Source organism: Geotalea toluenoxydans JCM 15764 (genome assembly GCF_001311985.1).
In the GTDB taxonomy this organism is placed as follows: Bacteria; Desulfobacterota; Desulfuromonadia; order Geobacterales; family Geobacteraceae; genus Geotalea; species Geotalea toluenoxydans.
Map to the genome: position 1 here is coordinate 1 of NZ_BBCJ01000028.1, position 18097 is coordinate 18097.

Below are 18097 nucleotides of genomic sequence, written 5' to 3' on the forward strand. Positions count from 1 at the left end.
ACTCCTAGTAGGAGTCACCGCACAGGACACTCGCTGTCTGCTGATTATCCCCCATTGACCTTTTCTGCTGATGAAAAAAGTTCCAGAAAAAGCAAAAAAAATAATTGCAAAAAAAAATTAATACGATATAATTATAAATCATTAAATCTTGCTAAGGAAATGATGATGGGCATTCTCGTTCTTTTTAAGGACAATATTTACGATGTCGTCGCCGATGAACATCTGGATGAACTGATAGCTGAGCATAGAATAATCGGCTTCCATCGGTCTACGGAATGGGTGCAGATCGGTCGCGATCCGCTGAGGAGCGCTAAAACGGAATACAGAGCGAAGGAAAGAAGAAGCGATTCCAAATCAAGGGAAACGGCTTCCTCTCACTGAATATATTTTGCTGGCAAGGCTGCAAAGGGGTGTAGGATGAAAACCTTCTATTCCGGAGTGATTTTTTTCTTGGTGATTTTTTTCTCCAACTGGGCATTGGCTGAAATTCATCGGGGCACTGCAGCAGTCTATGAGGGGGGGACATAGCCTCCATCAGAGGTGGTGCGGCAGAGGGAAACAGTGCCGATTTCTTTGAGATCGATGATATTTCACCAGTGGAAAAGCAGAATCACGTTTCATTGATAAAGAAAGAAGCCCGCAATGGCTATGCCCAGGCCCAATATGAACTGGGTTGCATGCTTTTTACCGGGTGGGGCATGGAAAAAGACAGGCGGGAAGCGATCCGCTGGTTTTTGGAGGCTGCAGGGCATCACCATGCACAGTCGCAAAATGCCCTTGGGCTGGCATATTCAAGTGGTGAAGGGGTCAGGCAGGACGATACGGAAGGTGCCAGGTGGTTCCGCCTGGCTGCCGAACAGGGTGATGTGGATGCCCAGTTCAACCTGAGCTGCATGTATTACAATGGCTGGGGAGTGGAGCAGGACAAGCATGAGGCGGCAAAATGGTGCATGAAGGCTGCCGCTCAGGGCGATCCCCAGGCCCAATGCGTCCTTGGGTCCATGTATGTGAGAAACGAAGGGGTAAAACAGGACCTGAAAGAGGCCATGAGGTGGTTCCGCAGGGGAGCGGAGCAGGGGAATCCGGTCGCCCAGCACAACCTGGCCGTCCTCTATGAAGACGGCAAAGGAGTGGAGAAGAACCTACGCGAAGCGATAAAGTGGTATCGCCAGGCGGCAGAGCAGGGGTTGCCCCAATCCCGGGAGGCATTGGCGCTGCTGGGGGAAAAATAGTTGACGCCGGCCGGTGATCATTGAATTTAGCCATTACGTTGCATTTGAAGACAAAAAAGCCGCGCCCTGAAGGATGCGGCTTTTTGCCGGCAAGAGATAAACCTATTTTGCAGGTGCAGCGGGGGCAGCCGGAGTAGCGGCAGGTGTTTCTACCTTCTTCTCGGCTTTTTTGGCTGCTTTTTTCTTAGCCACTTTTTTCTTAGCCGGCTTCTTCACTTCCTGGGCAATGGGCGGATGTCCTGCGGGCAGACCTGCAGGAGCTGCTTCTTTAGCAGGCTCAGCGGCGAAAACTACTCCGGCAAAGGCAATGGCTACGAGTGCTGCAACGACAGATGACAGAACTTTCTTCATGATTTCTCCCCTTACATTAATTTTTTACTTCACAGAGCACATAGCATGCCTGCGTTCCTTTTGCAACTTGTTGTTTCCACTTCCATGGGGCCACATAGTGCCGGAAAAGGTATGAGTAACTTGAAGTTGGCGCCGTACCCCCTGCAATATACCTGAATTCAGCAAAGTCTGAGGAGCCGGTGCTCCATGCTCCGCCCTGCTGGGGAATTTTTCAACAGCCTGCCAAAGGAGTCTTGCCATGCGCGTCTATGCCTGCCGTATCCAGCTCTTCCTGACGGCGCAAACGCTTAAGGAAAAAAGGGGGATCATCAAGAGCGTCCTGGCCAGGAGTCGCAACAGGTTCAATGTAGCCGCGGCAGAGGTCGAGCACCATGACCGCAAGGATATGGCTGTTATGGCTTTCGTCACTGTATCGGAAAGTGGTGTCCAGGCCCGCAATTTGCTGGAGCGCCTGGAAGAATGGCTGGTGGAAGAGCGGCCTGACGTGGAGGTAGCGGCTGTGGAGATTGAAGAAAGGTGATGAGCGTTAATTTGCAATTTATAGGGTGCATGGTAACGTTTAGCAGGCTGTTGAAAAACTATTGCGGGGCCGGTCTGCTGTGTTGCCGCTCACTCGGAAACTCAACGTACATCACGGTACGTTTCGCTCCCTCCTTCACTTGAGCCTTGCATCCCGGGCGACCCATCACGTTTTTCAACAACCTGTCAGGGAAAAGGCCTGACAGGATGAGCACTCGAAGCAAAATGGTCCATTACTGCTAAAGAAACGGGGGAGATGATCATGCCATATGCCGCTAAGGATTACTCAAAACTTATGGGTATGGAAGGTTTCAGCGAGGCCCTTCTCAACAATCACTTTACCCTCTATCAGGGTATGTGACCAATACCAACAAAGTGTTGGAACTTCTGGAGCAGGTGCTCAAGGAGGATAAGGGGGCGACACCGGCATTCGGCGAACTGAAAAGGCGTCTGGGCTGGGAATTCAACGGCATGCGCCTGCATGAATACTACTTTGAGAACCTGGGCAAACCAGCGGGTGAAATGGGACCCAGATTCCGGCAAAAGGTTACCGAAAGCTTCGGCAGCCTTGAGCTATGGGAAAAGGATTTCAGGGCGACCGGCGCCATGCGCGGCATCGGTTGGGCAGTCCTTTACCAGGACCCTGACAGCGGCAGGCTCATCAACTTCTGGATCAACGAGCATGATACCGCCCACCCGTCAGGGGGTAACCCGCTTTTGATCATGGATGTGTTCGAACATGCCTTCATGCTGGATTACGGGCTGAAGCGGGCAGACTACATCGAGGCATTTTTCAAAAATATCAACTGGCAGGCAGTGGAGGCACGGATCAAATAGTCAGCAACAGAACTGACGAGGAGGACAAAATGAAAGCATTGTTCATCAGTGCAGACAATTTTGAGGACTCCGAACTGTTGGTGCCATATTATCGCCTCAAGGAGGCAGGTGTGGACGTTGTCCTCGCCTCCGTGAAAACCGGTCTCATCAAGGGCAAGCATGGCTATGAAGTGCCGGTGGATATGACTCTTGGCGAGGTGAAACCAGCCGATTACACCATTTTGGTCCTTCCCGGAGGCAAGGCCCCGGAAACCGTAAGAAAGGAAGCCAAGGCCCAGGAAATTGCCCGTTATTTCTTTGAGCAGAACAAACCGGTGGCGGCAATCTGTCACGGACCGCAGACACTGATATCCGCCGGTTTGCTCAGGGGGCGAAAGGCCACCTGCTACAATACGGTGGTTGACGAACTGAAAGAAGCCGGAGCCCGTTATGAAGACACGGAGGTGGTTGTCGACGGCAATCTGGTGACTTCCCGTGAGCCTGGCGACCTCCCTGCATTCATGCGCGAGATGATGAAGAAGCTGCACTAGTGTCCGCACGTGACAATAAACACCAAGGAGCCTCCAAATGGGGAAAAACGGATTTATAGGTATGGCCCTTCTATGTCTCGCTTTTGCTTTTAATGCCCATGGAGAAGAAAAAGCCTTCCGGGCAGTTCCCGATAATGATGGAGTCCAGCGGGTTGATGTGTTGGGGGGAGCTATTTCTTCACTCCCAAACATATTGTGGTAAAGGCTGACTTGCCTGTGGAACTGAAGGTCAGGAAGGAGCCGGGAGCTGTTCCCCATACCATTGTACTCCGGGCGCCGGATGCGGGAATTGACTTTGCCATGGAGCTGGATAAGGAACCCAAAACGGTTAAATTTACGCCGACCAAAGTGGGAAGGTATCAGTTTTTCTGTGACAAAAAACTTCCTTTTCTGGAAAGTCACCGGGAAAAGGGTATGTTCGGTATTCTGGAAGTGGTCGCTCAGTAAATTTGAGCGTTCCAGGCAAATATCATTCAGGCGAAGCAGCTGTTTTGCTCCGCCTGTTTTTGTTTTCCCGCCCCTGGTTTCAATTATCCCCTTTCCAAGGCGCTTGAACGGTGCTATTTACTGTTTATTTCTTAAAGCAGTGGAGTTGATCGATGGCTGATAACGATCTGAACCGGTTGAAGATTGACAAGACAGCGGTTGCCGCCGGCAGGCACGGCATAAGCGGCCGCTGGTCTGGATTGTTGGTGTGGTGGCCGTTATTCTCACCATTCTTGCTGCAAAAGGGGTCCTGGCGCCACGGGTGGAGGTGGAAGTAGCCACCGTCTCCCAGATCTACCCATCCCAGGCTTTCACCCTCCTTAATGCCAGCGGCTATGTGGTTGCCCAGCGCAAGGCCGCCGTCGCCTCCAAGACCACTGCTCAACTGGAATGGCTGGGGGTGGAAGAAGGGAGCCGGGTGCAACAGGGGCAGATCATCGCAAGGCTGGAGAACAAGGATGCAACCGCCTTCCGGGGGCAGGCCACGGCGAACCTCAACAATGCCCGGGCGGTGCTGGAACAGGCAAAGGCGGAACTGCACGACGCCAGCCTCAGCTTTAATCGGCAGAAGGAGCTGGTTAACCAGGGTGTGGTGGCAAGGGCCGACTTTGATGTTGCCGAGGCCAGGTTCAAACGGGCAAAGGCCGGCGTTGCCGCTGCCGAGGCCAATATCGCTGCGCTGTCGTCAGCCTTACGTGGTGCGGAGGCCCAGCTGGGTTATACCCTGATCCGCGCTCCCTTCAATGCGGTGGTGTTGACCAAGGATGCGGACGTGGGGGACATTGTCACCCCGCTTGGGGCTGCGGCCAATGCCAAGGCGGCAGTCGTCACCATTGCCGATATGGATTCGCTCCAGGTGGAGGCTGACGTTTCGGAGTCCAACCTGGGGAAAATCAAGGTCGGACAGCCATGTGAGATCACCCTCGACGCACTGCCGGATGTACGTTTTCGCGGCGTTACCCATACCATTGTGCCTACCGCGGACCGCTCCAAGGCGACGGTAATGGTGAAGGTCAAATTTGTCGACCAGGATCGGCGCATACTGCCTGAGATGAGCGCCAAGGTGGCCTTTCTGGAGAGACCGGTGAAGCCCGAAGAGCAACGGCCGGTAACGGCGGTCAATCCCCAGGCGGTGCTGGACAGGGAAGGAGTGAAATCCGTTTTTCTGGTAAAGGGTGATAAAGCAATCAAGACCGCTGTCACGACCGGTCCACGTGTGGGTGACATGCTGCAGGTGACAAGCGGCGTCAAGGCGGGGGATAAGATCGTCCTCAGACCATTGGACAAACTCAGGGACGGCTCGGGTATAAAGACTGCCGAAAAACAATAGATGACCGGTGAGGGGTGAAGCGTGAGGAGTGAGGCGGTAAAAGACACTTTACCGATGGTTGCGATTGACGGCCTGTCCAAGTCCTACCGGCGGGGGAGCCAGATCATCCCCGTGCTGCAGGATGTATCCTTTACCATTGCCGAGGGAGAGTTCCTGGCCCTGATGGGGCCGTCCGGTTCAGGCAAGAGCACCCTCCTCAATCTGATCGCCGGCATTGACAAAGCTGACACCGGAACCATTCTGGTGGGGGGAACTGACATTACCAGTCTGTCCGAGGGTGAGCTGGCGTCATGGCGAGCCGCCCATGTTGGCTTCATCTTTCAGTTCTACAACCTGATGCCGGTACTTACCGCCCTTGAGAACGTGGAACTGCCGTTGCTGCTTACCCATCTCACCAAGAAGGAACGTCGGGAACACGTGGAAATGGTATTAAGTGTGGTCGGTCTGGCCGATCGCATGGATCATTACCCTCGCAACTTTCCGGTGGACAGCAGCAGCGGGTGGCCATTGCCCGGGCCATTGTCACCGATCCCGAAATCCTGGTGGCGGACGAACCGACCGGTGACCTTGACCGGGTGTCTGCGGAAGACATCCTCAATCTCATGGATAATCTGGTCCGGGAATTCGGCAAAACCATCATCATGGTAACCCACGATCCCCGGGCAGCTGAAAAGGCCCATCTGATCAGGCATCTGGAAAAAGGATTTCTGTCGGAAGAGTGAAGAGTGAATAGTGAACCTGGAAGTAGAAACTGGAAACTTATGTTAATAAAGCTCATCATTCGCAATGCCTTCCGCCATAAGTTGCGCTCGCTGCTGACCATTCTCGGGGTTGCCATCGCCATACTCGCCTTCGGTCTGCTGCGCACACTGGTGGGGCTCTGGTACCTGGGAGTGGAGCAGTCTTCCGCCACCCGGCTGGTGACGCGCAATGCCATCTCCCTGGTTTTTTCCCTCCCCATTTCCTACAAGGACAGAATCCGGCAGATAGACGGCGTGAAGCAGGTCTCCTATGGCAACTGGTTCGGTGGCGTCTACATTAATGAAAAGAACTTTTTCCCCAATTTTGCAGTGGAACCCCAAAGCTACCTGGATCTTTATCCGGAGTTCGTCCTCTCTCCCGAGCAGAAGAATGCCTTCCTCCACGATCAGCGCAGTGCTGTGGTTGGACGCAAGCTGGCGGCCAAATACGGCTGGAAAGTGGGAGATCTTATCACCCTCAAGGGGACCATTTTCCCCGGCCAGTGGACCTTTGTCCTGCGCGGCATTTACCGGGGGGCGCAGAAGAACACCGATGAGACCCAGTTTTTTTTCCACTGGAAATATCTGAACGAGACCCTGAAAAGGACCGTGTCGCGCCGGCTGATCAGGCCGGTTTTTACATGATCGGCGTAGAAAAGCCGGAATTGGCCGCCGAAGTCGCCCAGGCGGTTGATGCCACCTTCAGGAATTCCCTGGCCGAAACCCTGACTGAAACGGAAAGGGCCTTCCAGCTCAGCTTCGTTTCCATGACCGAGGCGATCATGATCGCCATCAAGATCGTTTCCTATGTGGTGATCGTCATCATCATGGTGGTGGTGGCCAATACCATGGCCATGACTGCACGGGAGAGGATCGCCGAGTATGCAACCATGAAGACGCTCGGCTTTGGTGGCAGGCACATTGCCGCCATCATCTTTGGCGAATCCATCGTCATTGCCATGATCGGCGGTGTTATCGGCATCCTTCTCACCTATCCGGCGGCCCATGGCATTCAGGAGAAGCTGTCCCAGTTCTTTCCCGTCTTCAATGTTTCTTCCATGACAGTCTACCTCGATCTCCTTGCTGCATTGACGGTCGGTGTCGTGGCCTCCATCTTCCCCACCTGGCGCGGCGCCACCATAGGAATCGCCGACGGCTTGCGGAGAATCGGTTGATGGCCATCCCGTACTTTTACAGCTACCGCAACCTCTGGACCCGCCGGCTTACCACCTTTCTTACCGCTTCCGGCATGGCTCTGGTGGTGTTCGTTTTTGCCGCAACCCTGATGCTGGCTGAAGGCCTGCGCCGGACCCTGGTGGAGACCGGCTCCTTTGACAACGTGGTGGTAATCCGCAAATCGGCTGTTTCCGAGGTGCAGAGCGGTGTGGAGCGCCCCCAGGCTGCCGTGGTCGAAAGCCAGCCCGAGGTGGCAATCGGCGCCGATGGCCGCCCGCTTCTGGCCAAAGAGATTGTCGTGCTCATCAACCTGCCCAAGCGGGGGACAAACAAGCCCGCCAATGTCATTATCCGCGGTGTAGGCCAAAGTTCCCTGCAGCTCAGACCCCAGGTGCGCCTGAAGGAAGGGCGCATGCCCAGGCCTGGTTCCGCAGAGGTTATTGCCGGAGCCAGTATTGCCAAACGCTTCAAGGGGGGAGGACTGGGTGAAACCCTGCGTTTCGGCATGCGCAACTGGACAGTGGTCGGTGTTTTCGATGCCGGCAGCACCGGCTTTTCCTCGGAAATATGGGGAGATGTTGATCAGCTCATGCAGGCGTTCCGCCGGCCCGTTTACTCGTCGGTGCTTTTCAAATTGCGGGACCCTGCTTCCTTCGACGCATTCAAGCAACGTGTTGAAGGTGACCCCCGCCTGACGGTGGAGGCAAAGCGTGAAACCAGATATTATCTGGACCAGTCCGAGGCCATGTCCAAATTTCTCAGCATTCTTGGCATCGCCCTGACCATCATCTTCTCGCTGGGGGCCATCATCGGGGCAATGATCACCATGTATGCGGCAGTAGCCAATCGTATCGTTGAGATAGGCACTGCGGGCCCTTGGCTTCAACAAGAAGAGCATTCTCTCGGCCTTTATCCTTGAAGCTTTATTCCTTGGTCTGTTAGGAGGGCTCCTTGGGTTGTTCCTGGCTTCCTTCATGCAGCTGGTGACCATTTCCACAATGAACTGGCAATCCTTTGCAGAGCTAGCCTTTTCCTTTTCCATGACCTTTGCCATCGCCTGGAAATCCTTGGCTTTTTCCCTGGTCATGGGCTTTGTCGGCGGTGTGCTCCCGGCTTTTCGCGCAGCACGAATGAACATCGTCGATGCTTTAAGATCCAGTTGAGGTCCCTGATGAAACTATCCCAGATCCGTTCCCGCAACATTGCCCTGTTCATGCTGGTGGCTTCGATCATCATCTATGTGATCGACTATTTCATTGTCGGAAATATCCGGGACATCTATCTCGCTTTCTTGGCAATTTCGCCTTTCTCCCATTTACGTGCTGTTCGTCACCCTGATGATCGAGAGAGTTCTCAAGGAGCGGGAACGTGAAGCGCTCAGGCAGAAACTCAACATGGTGATCGGCGTCTTTTTCAGCGAGGTGGGCACAATGCTCATTACCGACTGTTCCTCCTTTGTCAGGGAGCCGGGGGAGCTATCCCAGAGGTTGCGGTTTTCCCCCCAATGGACGGACAAAGACTTCACCCAGGTAAAAGATTTTCTTGACGGCCATGAAATCCGGATGGACAGCAGCAGAGGCGACCTACTGGCCTTGAAATCATTTCTCCTGGAAAAAAAGGATTTCATGCTCCGCCTTCTGGAAAACCCCAATCTGCTGGAGCACGATGAGTTTACCGATCTCCTCTGGGCCGTATTTCATCTCATCGAAGAGCTTGAGGCGCGCAGGTCGCTGAATGCCCTGCCCATAGCAGACATGGAGCACCTGTCGGGGGATATCAAACGGGCCTATAATCATCTGCTGCGGGAATGGGTGGTCTACATGCAGCATCTGATGCGTGATTACCCATACCTGTTTTCCCTTGCAGTCAGGACCAATCCCATGAATCCGGAAGCGCGAGTGGAGATAGCCGATCAAAGCCTGTGATTTCCTGTGGATCATGCTGCCAGCCCTTGATACAACCCAGATGACACCAGAAATGATTTGCATTTTTAAAGGCTTTACTATACATTGACCGCTCCAAAAATTCCTTTATCCCTTCCCCAGGTGACTCGCCTTGACAAAAAAGACTCTGGCAGATTTGAGAAAAGAAATCGATACGCTGGATGACAGGCTGCTTGAGCTCCTTAACGAGCGGGCTTCCCGCGTCATTGAGGTGGGCCGTCTAAAGGCCGGTTCCAAGAGTGATTTCCACGTGCCGAGCCGGGAGCGGGAGATCTACGAGCGCCTTCAGGGGCAAAACAGCGGCCCCTTTCCCAATGAGGCGGTCAAAAGCGTATTTCGAGAGATAATTTCCGCATCCCTTGCCTTGGAAGCGCCAATGAAGGTGGCGTTTTTCGGCCCCAAGGCCACCTTTACCCATATGGCCACCATGCAGCATTTCGGCCTTTCTGCCGAATTGGTCCCCCAGAAGTCCATCCCCGCAGTTTTTGAAGAAGTGGAAAAGGGGCGTGCCCTGTACGGGGTGGTCCCGGTGGAGAACTCCACCGAGGGCATGGTCTCCCATACGCTGGACATGTTCATGGACAGCGAACTGAAGATAAATGCCGAAATTCTGCATGAAATACACCACTATCTCCTGTCTCGCACAGGACGAATCGAAGATATCAAGAAGGTCTGTTCCCATCAGCAGCCCATTGCCCAGTGCCGCAATTGGCTTGCCGAAAATCTGCCCAATGTGCCGGTGGTGGATGTTGCATCCACGGCGGTTGCCGCCAGATAGTCAGTGAGGATTACACGGCTGCGGCCATTGCCAGCGAGCTTGCCGCCTCCATGTACGACCTGAAGATCGTCCGGGAACGGATCGAGGATCAGGTCAACAACTTCACCCGCTTTCTCGTCATCGGCAAGAAAATGGCCGAAAAGAGCGGCGACGACAAGACCTCGCTGATGTTTTCGGTCAAAGACGAGGTGGGTATTCTCTATCACATGCTGGAGCCCTTCGCCAAGCGGGGGATCAACCTTTCCAAGATTGAATCCCGGCCGCTGAAAAAGAAGGCATGGGAATACATCTTTTTCCTCGATCTCATGGGGCATATTTCCGATCCGGCCATTGCCACGGCTGTGCAGGAGCTGAAGGGCTGCTGTCAGTTTGTTAAAGTCCTCGGCTCTTACCCCAGAGCCAAGTGAACCGTCCGTTCTTTATTCTTAAGTTTTAGATTCGAAACATCAGACTGAATTTTTTTGGAGTAACTATGCCGCTCATTCGGCGGTTGGCCATAATCGGTGTCGGTCTTATCGGCGGATCGCTGGCCCGCGCCCTTCGCGAAAAGGGAGAAGTGGGCGAGGTTATCGGTATCGGCAGGGGGGAAGCCAATCTCAAGAAGGCCGTGGAGCTTGGCGTAATCGATTCCTACTCCCTCGATCCCGTGGCAGGGGTTGCCGGTGCCGACATGGTCTTTATTGCCACGCCCGTTTGCTCCATCGCCGGGATGGTGGATAAAATTGCTCCCGGCCTTGGGCAAGGCTGCATTGTGACCGACGGCGGCAGCGTCAAAGGTGAGATTGTCGCCCCCTGCGAAGATCATGCCGGACGGAACTTTTTTCGTCGGCGGCCATCCCATTGCCGGCACGGAAAACTCAGGCGTCGAGGCATCTTTCTCCACCCTCTACCAGGGCAAACGCTGCATTCTCACTCCCACTGACCGGACCGATCGAGAAGCCCTGGCCAAAGTGGCACGCATGTGGGAACTTGCCGGCAGTGAAGTGGTCGAGATGGATGTGGAAAAACATGACCACGTGGTTGCTGCCATCTCCCATCTGCCGCACATGGTAGCCTATTCCCTGGTCAATGCGGTGGGAAGTTACGACCGCTTTGCAGAAAGCATCCTCAAATATTCGGCTGGGGGATTCAGGGATTTCACCCGCATCGCTTCCTCTGATCCGGCCATGTGGCGGGATATTGCCCTGATGAACAGGGGCGCTGTTCTGGAAATGATGGATTATTTCCAGGAACATTTGGGCAGACTGCGCAAGCTGGTGGACGCCGGTGATGGCGACGGGCTCCATGATTTTTTTCTCAGCTCCAAAAAGAGCAGGGACGCTATCCTTTAGCCTCTAAAATGGTACAATTTACACAGTGAAGGGTGACGGTCCGATGTCCCTTCACTTTTCAATTTTTATGATGCTGCAAATAATGTAACAGGAGTGGCAGCTTGCAAATCCATACCTCAAAGCCGGCAAAGGCAGTCCGGGGCGAAATCACCGTTCCCGGCGACAAATCAATCTCACATCGTTCCATCATGCTTGGCTCCCTGGCACGTGGCATTACCACGGTCAAAGGTTTTCTGCGGGGCGAGGACAATCTGGCAACCCTGAACGCTTTTCGTGCCATGGGGATCATTGTCCATGACGACGGTGAAACGTTGAAAATTGAAGGCAATGGCCTCCATGGCCTCGCCGAACCGGCCGATGTGCTTGATTGCGGCAATTCCGGCACCTCCATGCGTCTCATGACCGGTCTTCTCTCCGGGCAGCGGTTCTTTTCCGTATTGACGGGCGATCAATACCTGCGCAAAAGACCCATGAAACGCGTTCTGGAGCCCCTTAACCTGATGGGGGCAACGGTGTTCGGTCGTGCCGGCGGCGATAAGGCGCCCCTGGCCATAGTCGGCACCAGCCTGAAAGGGATTGCCTACCAGTCTCCCGTTTCAAGCGCCCAGGTGAAGTCGGCGATCCTTCTGGCCGGCATGTACGCCGATGGCGAAACACAGGTGACCGAGCCGCACCTTTCCCGTGACCATTCCGAAAGGATTCTCCGCTATTTCGGCGCCGACATCGAAACCTATCCCGGCGGTACAAGGATTCGCGGCGGGCGTGAGCTTGAAGGACGCGAGATCATCGTTCCCGGCGATATTTCATCTGCCGCATTTTTCATGGTTGCCGCACTGATCGTCCCCGGTTCCGAGTTGCTCATCAAGGGGGTCGGAGTAAATCCCACCAGGACCGGTATTATCGATATTCTCCAGGCCATGGGGGGAGATATCGACCTGCAGAATTGCCGTGAAAGTTCAGGCGAGCCAGTAGCCGACATCCTGGTGAAGTCTTCCCGGCTGAAGGGGATCGAGATCGGCGGCGACCTGGTGCCGCGGGCCATAGACGAGTTTCCGGTCATCTGTGTAGCCGCATCGCTGGCCGAAGGGAAAACCGTCATTCGCGATGCAAAGGAATTGCGTGTCAAGGAAACGGATCGGATCAAGGCAATGGCTTTCAATCTGCAGAAGGCTGGTGTCGCTGTGGTGGAGACCGAGAACGGCATGGACGTGACCGGTATGGAAAAGCTGGAAGGTTGCACTGCCGAGAGTTTCGGCGATCACCGCATAGCCATGTCCATGCTGATTGCCGGGCTGTCGGCCAGGGACCAGATCACCGTCAATGATACGGAATGCATAGGCACCTCCTTTCCCAATTTTACTACCCTGCTGCAAGGGGTGACTGTCATATGAACGAGAGCAGTGCCGCCGGCCGTAAAAACGGCCTTATTATTGCCATAGACGGACCTTCCGGCGCCGGAAAGAGTACCATTACCAAGCTGCTGGCTGAACGCCTGGGATATATCCATATCGACACGGGCGCCATGTTTCGTGCCATTGCCCTGAGTGCCAGCCGTAACGGAGTAGAGGCCGACGATGATAGAGGGTTGGAGGAGCTTTGCCGCAGCACCGATGTGGTGCTGAAACGTAGTAATGGCTGCTGCATGGTCCTCCTCAATGGCGAAGATGTTTCCCATGCCATTCGCACCCCTGAGATCAGCGCACTCACCTCGAAAATATCGGCGAGAAAACCGGTGCGCGAGAGCCTGCTGAAACTTCAGCGGCGCATGGGAGAGCAGGGAGGGGTCATTCTTGAAGGGCGGGATATCGGGACGGTCGTATTTCCCGATGCGGAGGTCAAGTTCTTCCTTTCCGCGACCGCCGAAGAGCGGGGCAGACGCCGCTATCTGGAGCTGGCGGCCAGGGAGCAGGTAACCCTTGAACAGACAATTGCGGCAGTGATAAGCCGCGATGAGAACGATGAAAAGCGTGAACATGCGCCGCTACGCTGTGCCAATGATGCCGTAATCATAGATTCCACCCGGCTCAGTATCGAAGAGGTGCTGGAAAGTATGGAGAAGAAGGTGCGGGAGAGGGTGTCAGAGCAGCAGACCTGTTTTACAGATGGAAGGGAGATATGCGGCAAATGAAGATCATTCTGGCCAAGCAGGCGGGGTTCTGCTTTGGTGTAAAAAGGGCAACACAGATAGCATTTGAAGCTGCCGGCAAGGGAGGGAAGACTTTTACTCTCGGGCCGATTATCCATTCTCCCCAGGTGGTGCAGAAACTTGAGGAAATGGGGGTCAAGGCGCTGGAGAATGTGGCAGGGATGGATGAGGGTACGATCATCATCCGCTCCCACGGGGCTGCCTCCGATGAACTGGAAGAAGCAGTACGCAAGCAGCTGGATATTCTGGACGCCACCTGTCCGTTTGTGAAAAAGGCCCAGGAGCATGTGAAGAACCTGTCCAACTCGGGCTATGACGTGGTGGTCGTCGGTGATGCCGATCACCCGGAGGTTCAGGGCATTGTCTCATATGCCACCGGGAAGGTTTATGTTGTCGCTTCCGGAGAAGAGGCCGTAAACCTGCCGAAAATGGGGAAAATCGGTGTTGTTGCCCAGACCACTCAGTCCTTCGAAAACCTGAGGCACGTTGTCGATGCCTGTCTGGTCAAGGGGGGAGAGATCCGCGTTTTTCACACCATCTGCGATGCCACGGCGGTAAGGCAGGAGGAAGCGAAGAAGTTGGCAAGCCAGGTGGACTGCATGGTCGTTATTGGCGGCTACAACAGTGCCAATACAAAGCGTCTTGCCGAAGTCAGCGCCGAGATCCAGCCCAGAACGCACCACATCGAGATGGCCCAACAGCTGGATCCCGCATGGTTCGAGGGGGTGAAGATTGTCGGTATCACAGCCGGAGCTTCCACGCCGAAATGGATTATCGATGAGGTGTTGGAGCAGATAGAGAGTATTGCCAAGGATAAAAACCGTTGAATTTTGCAGCAGATGTGATAAGTTAGCATGATTTTTACAAAGGAAGATTATATCAGGGGGTAGTTCTTACATGGGAGACGACAAGAAAACATTCAAGAAAAAAGATATGCCGATCAGGCGGTTGCATGATACGGATGAGGATGTGGAGCAGGGACACGAGGGACTTGAGGAATTTGCCGAGCTTTACCAGGACAGCCTTCGCCAGCCGCAGGCGGGTGAAATTGTCAAAGGTGTAGTTGTCCGTATCGAGGCAGATTGCGTTCTGGTCGACGTGGGATACAAATCTGAAGGGTGCATCCGCATCAACGAATTCATCGATGAAAGCGGTGAACTCACCGTCAAGGTTGGTGAGGAAGTAAATGTTTTCTTTGAGCGTGGCGAAAATATCCGCGGGCATATGGTTCTCTCCAAAAAGAAGGCAGACTCCCAGGTTGCATGGGAAGCCATCGCCGCAGCAGGTGGTGAAGGCGGCATCATCGAAGGCAAGATAACCGGCAAGGTAAAAGGCGGACTCATCGTAGACGTTGGCATAGAGGCATTCCTGCCTGCTTCCCAGGTGGATATCAGACCTGGCGGCAACCTCGACCGGTTCATTGGTGAGACCTGCAATTTCAGAATACTGAAGATGAACCGCAAGCGCGGCAATATCGTTCTTTCCCGCAGGGCACTGCTGGAAGAGGAGCGGGAAAAGGCACGCAGCACTACCTTGGCCACGCTGGGCGAGGGAGATGTGCTTGAGGGCGTTGTCAAGAACATCGCCGATTACGGGGCATTCGTGGATCTTGGCGGCGTTGACGGGCTGCTGCACGTTACCGACATGTCATGGGGAAGGCTGAACCATCCTTCAGAAGCAGTAAAGGTGGGCGATACCCTCAAGGTGAAAGTTCTGAAATACGACCGGGAAAAAGGGAAGATTTCCCTCGGCCTCAAGCAGACCATGCCTGATCCATGGCTCAACGTGGAATCCAAATATCAGATCGGCGACCGGGTACAGGGCAAGGTTGTCAGCCTCACAGAATACGGCGCCTTCATTGCCCTTGGCGAAGGTGTCGAAGGTCTTGTTCATATCTCCGAAATGTCCTGGACCAAAAGGGTACGTCATCCCTCCGAGCTGCTGACCGTTGGTCAGGAAGTGGAAGCGGTCGTCCTGGGCGTGGATGTTTCAAGCCGTCGCATCTCCCTGGGTCTTAAGCAGACCGAGGTCAATCCCTGGACGGTGATCGGTGACAGGTATCCGGTGGGCACCAAGATCGAGGGGCAGATCAAGAACATTACCGACTTCGGCGTTTTCATCGGCATCGAGGACGGCATCGACGGACTTGTCCACGTTTCCGACATCTCCTGGACCAAGCGGATCAAGCATCCGGGTGAAATCTTCGGCAAGGGGCAGACGATCCAGGCCGTTGTCCTCAACATCGATTCCGAAAACGAAAGGCTTTCCCTCGGCATCAAACAACTGACTCCCGATCCCTGGAGCGAAATTCCGAGCAAATACCGCTCGGGCACCCGCGTCAAGGGCAAGGTGACATCCATTACCGATTTCGGTATCTTCCTGGAGATCGAAGAGGGAATCGAAGGGCTGGTCCACATCTCCGAGCTTTCCCAGGAGAAACTGGCCTCGACCAAAGATTTCGCCGCTGTCGGTGACGAACTCGAAGCAGTCGTTCTCGGTGTCGATGATGTGGAGAAAAAAATCGCCCTCTCCATCAAGCTTTACAGACAGCCATCGACAAGGATGAGCTCGCTTCCTACATGGGATCTCAGGGTGAGGCCACTTCCAACCTGGGTAAGTTGCTCAAGGAAGGGCTGAAGAAGAACGGCGACGAGTAACAGACCCTGAAGTGAATGTTTTGCAGTAATTTAATTGCCGCAAGAGGTGTGTAGATGACAAAGAGTGAATTGATAGATAAGCTGGTGGAAGCAAACAGTGTGTTATCGCGCAAGGAATCCGAGGCTATCATATCCATAGTTTTCGATTCCATGAGTGACGCGCTTAAAAGCGGTGAAAAGGTGGAAATCAGAGGTTTCGGCAGTTTCACCATCCGGGCCCGCGATGCCCGCGAAGCAAGAAATCCCAAAAGTGGCGAATTGGTCAAGATTCCTTCGAAAAAGACTCCTTTCTTCAAGACCGGGAAAGAGTTGCGGGAACGGGTAAACTGCGTCTAGCAGCCATCCTTTTTGGCTAAGTCTGCCCGGATGGCGGAACTGGTAGACGCAAGGGACTTAAAATCCCTCGGTCGCAAGGCCGTGCCGGTTCGATTCCGGCTCCGGGCACCACGTAAAATCAAGGCCTTACGGATTTCTCCGTAAGGCTTTTTTGCGCCTGTACAAGATTTTGGTGCAAATTTGGTGCAACGCCACCAACAATCTTCAAATCTCCTCAACAAATTTTAAGGCCCGTACCTGATACCTTTCTACCCTCATTTTTATCCTGGAATCCTTTTCCTTTAATCTTTGTTTTCATTTTAGGCATTAATGAAGACTTCAACAGGAATCACTGGCTGGAGGAAATCGAGAAGTCAAAGGCGGCAAGAGAGCTTCAGCGTCTTGAGACCGCAAGGCTTTGCCGGGAGCAAGCGGAGAAAATATGGAATGAAGCTAAACCAGCTTCAAACAATCATCCGTACCTACTAAAAAAGCAGGTCAAATCGCATGGCTTGAGAGTTTCAGCAGATGGCAGTCTCATTGTTCCTCTTCGGAAAGATGGCGTGCTGCATGGTCTTCAGTTTATTTCAGCAGGCGGCGATAAACGATTTCTTACGGGGACTGCTAAGACAGGATGTTATTTTGGCATTGGAAAGCAACATGACAAACTGTTGATAGCCGAGGGCTATGCCACTGCCACAAGTCTGCATGAAGCTACTGGATATGCTGTTGCAGTCGCTTTTGATGCAGGAAACCTAATGTCAGTTGCTAAACATCTGAAATTGAATGCCCACATGTCCAGCTTGTTCTTTGCGCTGATAATGACCAGTGGACGGAAGGTAACCCTGGACTCACTAAAGCAACCGAAGCAGCAACAGAGGTCGATGGCTTCGTTGCAGTGCCATGTTTCGGCACTGGAGGTGAGGAATGATATCAATTTCAAAGCCTACTGATTTTAACGATCTGCTTCAGCTGAAAGGACCAACAGAAGTAAAGAGACAGGTAGAGACAGCTTTTGCTGCCATCCCCGAAATTGAAGTTTTAGGTAAAGTTGATACATTTGGTCAAAGCGGATGGGCCGCACCAATTCCACTGCCAGACGATCTGCCACCTGTAAAAGCTCTAGATAGTAGTATCATCCCCCCACCGCTTAGAGGTTGGATACTTGATGTTGCGGAACGAATGGAAATTCCGCCGGATTTTACGACAGCGACTGCGGTAGTGGCTTTAGGCAGCTTGATTGGTCGTGGATGCGGTAGTTTCCCCAAGCAATATGATGATTGGCAAGTAGTCCCCAATACGTTTGGTGGTGTTGTTGGCCGACCGTCGGTATTAAAAAGCCCAGCAGTATCTGAAGGACTTAAATTCTTAGCCAAGTTGGAAGCCGAGTCGAGACAGGATCATCGTGTCGCAATGACCAACCATGAATTTCAGACAGAGGTAGTAAAGGCCACCAAAAGCACTCTTGCAGAAGAACTGAAAAAAGCTGTTAAGAGTGGCAACGATGAAGAAATCGAACGTGTAAGGCTAAGGATGGCTGAATTGCAGATAGATGAGCCGGTAAGGGCAACTGAACGATCTCACGTCGATACGGCATAAGCTTGCTCTTTATATATCGTTTATGGCGGACCATTTTCCTAAATTCTTTTATCGTTGCAAGTTCTTTTGTGACATCAAAGTCATCTGTCATTGCGTTTACCTCGTTGCGTGGTGGTCGATAGATCAG

20 protein-coding genes, 1 tRNA gene and 4 pseudogenes are annotated in these 18097 nt (G+C 53.5%); 24 read left to right on the top strand and 1 reads right to left on the bottom strand.

Annotated features, from left to right (window positions below; genetic code table 11):
- Together JCM15764_RS16325 and JCM15764_RS16330 are read left to right on the top strand one after the other, a co-directional pair.
- A partial coding sequence (locus JCM15764_RS16325; RefSeq protein ID WP_243689222.1) for a GSU3473 family protein occupies nt 1-381 on the top strand: 381 nt, incomplete at its 5' end.
- 239 nt (nt 382-620) lie between these two features.
- Entirely contained in the window at nt 621-1232 is a 612-nt protein-coding gene (locus tag JCM15764_RS16330) for a tetratricopeptide repeat protein (RefSeq protein ID WP_054697626.1), read from the top strand.
- A gap of 102 nt (nt 1233-1334) precedes the next feature.
- Here the strand turns inward: JCM15764_RS16330 and JCM15764_RS16335 are convergent, their stop codons facing one another.
- A complete protein-coding gene (locus JCM15764_RS16335; RefSeq protein WP_054697629.1) occupies nt 1335-1583 on the bottom strand; it encodes a hypothetical protein in 249 nt (82 codons plus the stop codon).
- 238 nt (nt 1584-1821) lie between these two features.
- On the opposite strand from JCM15764_RS16335, the gene JCM15764_RS16340 reads away from it, so the two are divergent.
- From JCM15764_RS16340 to JCM15764_RS16430, 22 genes and pseudogenes are all read left to right on the top strand, one after another.
- Nucleotides 1822-2103: a DUF503 domain-containing protein gene (locus JCM15764_RS16340; protein WP_054697631.1), complete on the top strand. Its 282-nt coding sequence runs from the start codon at nt 1822-1824 to the stop codon at nt 2101-2103.
- Nucleotides 2104-2459: 356 nt separating this feature from the next.
- Nucleotides 2460-2939 (top strand): superoxide dismutase, encoded by a 480-nt coding sequence (locus JCM15764_RS16345; protein ID WP_243689223.1) that lies wholly within the window; start codon nt 2460-2462, stop codon nt 2937-2939.
- 29 nt (nt 2940-2968) lie between these two features.
- Complete coding sequence (locus JCM15764_RS16350; RefSeq protein WP_054697633.1) at nt 2969-3469, top strand: type 1 glutamine amidotransferase domain-containing protein; 501 nt, start codon at nt 2969-2971, stop codon at nt 3467-3469.
- Between the two features lie 216 nt (nt 3470-3685).
- Nucleotides 3686-3916: a hypothetical protein gene (locus tag JCM15764_RS24555; protein ID WP_243689224.1), complete on the top strand. Its 231-nt coding sequence runs from the start codon at nt 3686-3688 to the stop codon at nt 3914-3916.
- 247 nt (nt 3917-4163) lie between these two features.
- On the top strand, nt 4164-5285 hold the full coding sequence (locus JCM15764_RS16360) for an efflux RND transporter periplasmic adaptor subunit (RefSeq protein ID WP_243689225.1): 1122 nt from the start codon (nt 4164-4166) through the stop codon (nt 5283-5285).
- Nucleotides 5286-5339: 54 nt separating this feature from the next.
- Nucleotides 5340-6007 (top strand): annotated as a pseudogene (locus tag JCM15764_RS16365) (ABC transporter ATP-binding protein).
- Between the two features lie 39 nt (nt 6008-6046).
- Nucleotides 6047-6670, top strand: a complete 624-nt coding sequence (locus JCM15764_RS30115; RefSeq protein WP_279384501.1) for an ABC transporter permease — start codon at nt 6047-6049, stop codon at nt 6668-6670.
- A complete protein-coding gene (locus JCM15764_RS30120) occupies nt 6667-7200 on the top strand; it encodes an ABC transporter permease (RefSeq protein WP_279384502.1) in 534 nt (177 codons plus the stop codon). Before JCM15764_RS30115 ends, JCM15764_RS30120 begins: the two co-directional genes overlap by 4 nt.
- The gene (locus tag JCM15764_RS16375) at nt 7200-8120 is read left to right on the top strand and encodes an ABC transporter permease (RefSeq protein ID WP_243689226.1); all 921 of its coding nucleotides are present in this window, start codon (nt 7200-7202) and stop codon (nt 8118-8120) included. The genes JCM15764_RS30120 and JCM15764_RS16375 overlap by 1 nt, the downstream gene beginning before the upstream one ends.
- Nucleotides 8113-8364 carry an FtsX-like permease family protein gene (locus JCM15764_RS30125; protein ID WP_243689241.1) on the top strand — a complete coding sequence of 84 codons (252 nt, stop codon included), beginning with the start codon at nt 8113-8115 and terminating at the stop codon, nt 8362-8364. Before JCM15764_RS16375 ends, JCM15764_RS30125 begins: the two co-directional genes overlap by 8 nt.
- An 8-nt stretch (nt 8365-8372) precedes the next feature.
- Complete coding sequence (locus JCM15764_RS24565) at nt 8373-8573, top strand: hypothetical protein (protein WP_243689227.1); 201 nt, start codon at nt 8373-8375, stop codon at nt 8571-8573.
- A complete protein-coding gene (locus JCM15764_RS16380; RefSeq protein ID WP_243689228.1) occupies nt 8539-9126 on the top strand; it encodes an MJ1433 family protein in 588 nt (195 codons plus the stop codon). The genes JCM15764_RS24565 and JCM15764_RS16380 overlap by 35 nt, the downstream gene beginning before the upstream one ends.
- A gap of 130 nt (nt 9127-9256) precedes the next feature.
- Nucleotides 9257-10329, top strand: a pseudogene (gene pheA, locus JCM15764_RS16385) (prephenate dehydratase).
- Between the two features lie 65 nt (nt 10330-10394).
- Nucleotides 10395-11253, top strand: a pseudogene (locus JCM15764_RS16390) (prephenate dehydrogenase).
- 101 nt (nt 11254-11354) lie between these two features.
- Entirely contained in the window at nt 11355-12644 is a 1290-nt protein-coding gene (gene aroA / locus JCM15764_RS16395; protein WP_054697635.1) for a 3-phosphoshikimate 1-carboxyvinyltransferase, read from the top strand.
- On the top strand, nt 12641-13381 hold the full coding sequence (gene cmk / locus JCM15764_RS16400) for a (d)CMP kinase (protein WP_054697638.1): 741 nt from the start codon (nt 12641-12643) through the stop codon (nt 13379-13381). Before aroA ends, cmk begins: the two co-directional genes overlap by 4 nt.
- Nucleotides 13378-14226, top strand: a complete 849-nt coding sequence (locus JCM15764_RS16405) for a 4-hydroxy-3-methylbut-2-enyl diphosphate reductase (protein ID WP_054697728.1) — start codon at nt 13378-13380, stop codon at nt 14224-14226. Before cmk ends, JCM15764_RS16405 begins: the two co-directional genes overlap by 4 nt.
- 70 nt (nt 14227-14296) lie before the next feature.
- A pseudogene (locus tag JCM15764_RS16410) lies at nt 14297-16056 on the top strand (30S ribosomal protein S1).
- A gap of 54 nt (nt 16057-16110) precedes the next feature.
- Nucleotides 16111-16392 (top strand): integration host factor subunit beta, encoded by a 282-nt coding sequence (locus tag JCM15764_RS16415; RefSeq protein ID WP_054697642.1) that lies wholly within the window; start codon nt 16111-16113, stop codon nt 16390-16392.
- Between the two features lie 24 nt (nt 16393-16416).
- Nucleotides 16417-16503 (top strand) — tRNA-Leu (locus JCM15764_RS16420).
- Nucleotides 16504-16883: 380 nt separating this feature from the next.
- The gene (locus JCM15764_RS16425; RefSeq protein ID WP_054697645.1) at nt 16884-17324 is read left to right on the top strand and encodes a toprim domain-containing protein; all 441 of its coding nucleotides are present in this window, start codon (nt 16884-16886) and stop codon (nt 17322-17324) included.
- Nucleotides 17299-17970, top strand: coding sequence for a DUF3987 domain-containing protein (locus JCM15764_RS16430; protein ID WP_054697648.1), 672 nt, complete (start codon nt 17299-17301; stop codon nt 17968-17970). The genes JCM15764_RS16425 and JCM15764_RS16430 overlap by 26 nt, the downstream gene beginning before the upstream one ends.
- Nucleotides 17971-18097 lie beyond the last annotated feature (127 nt).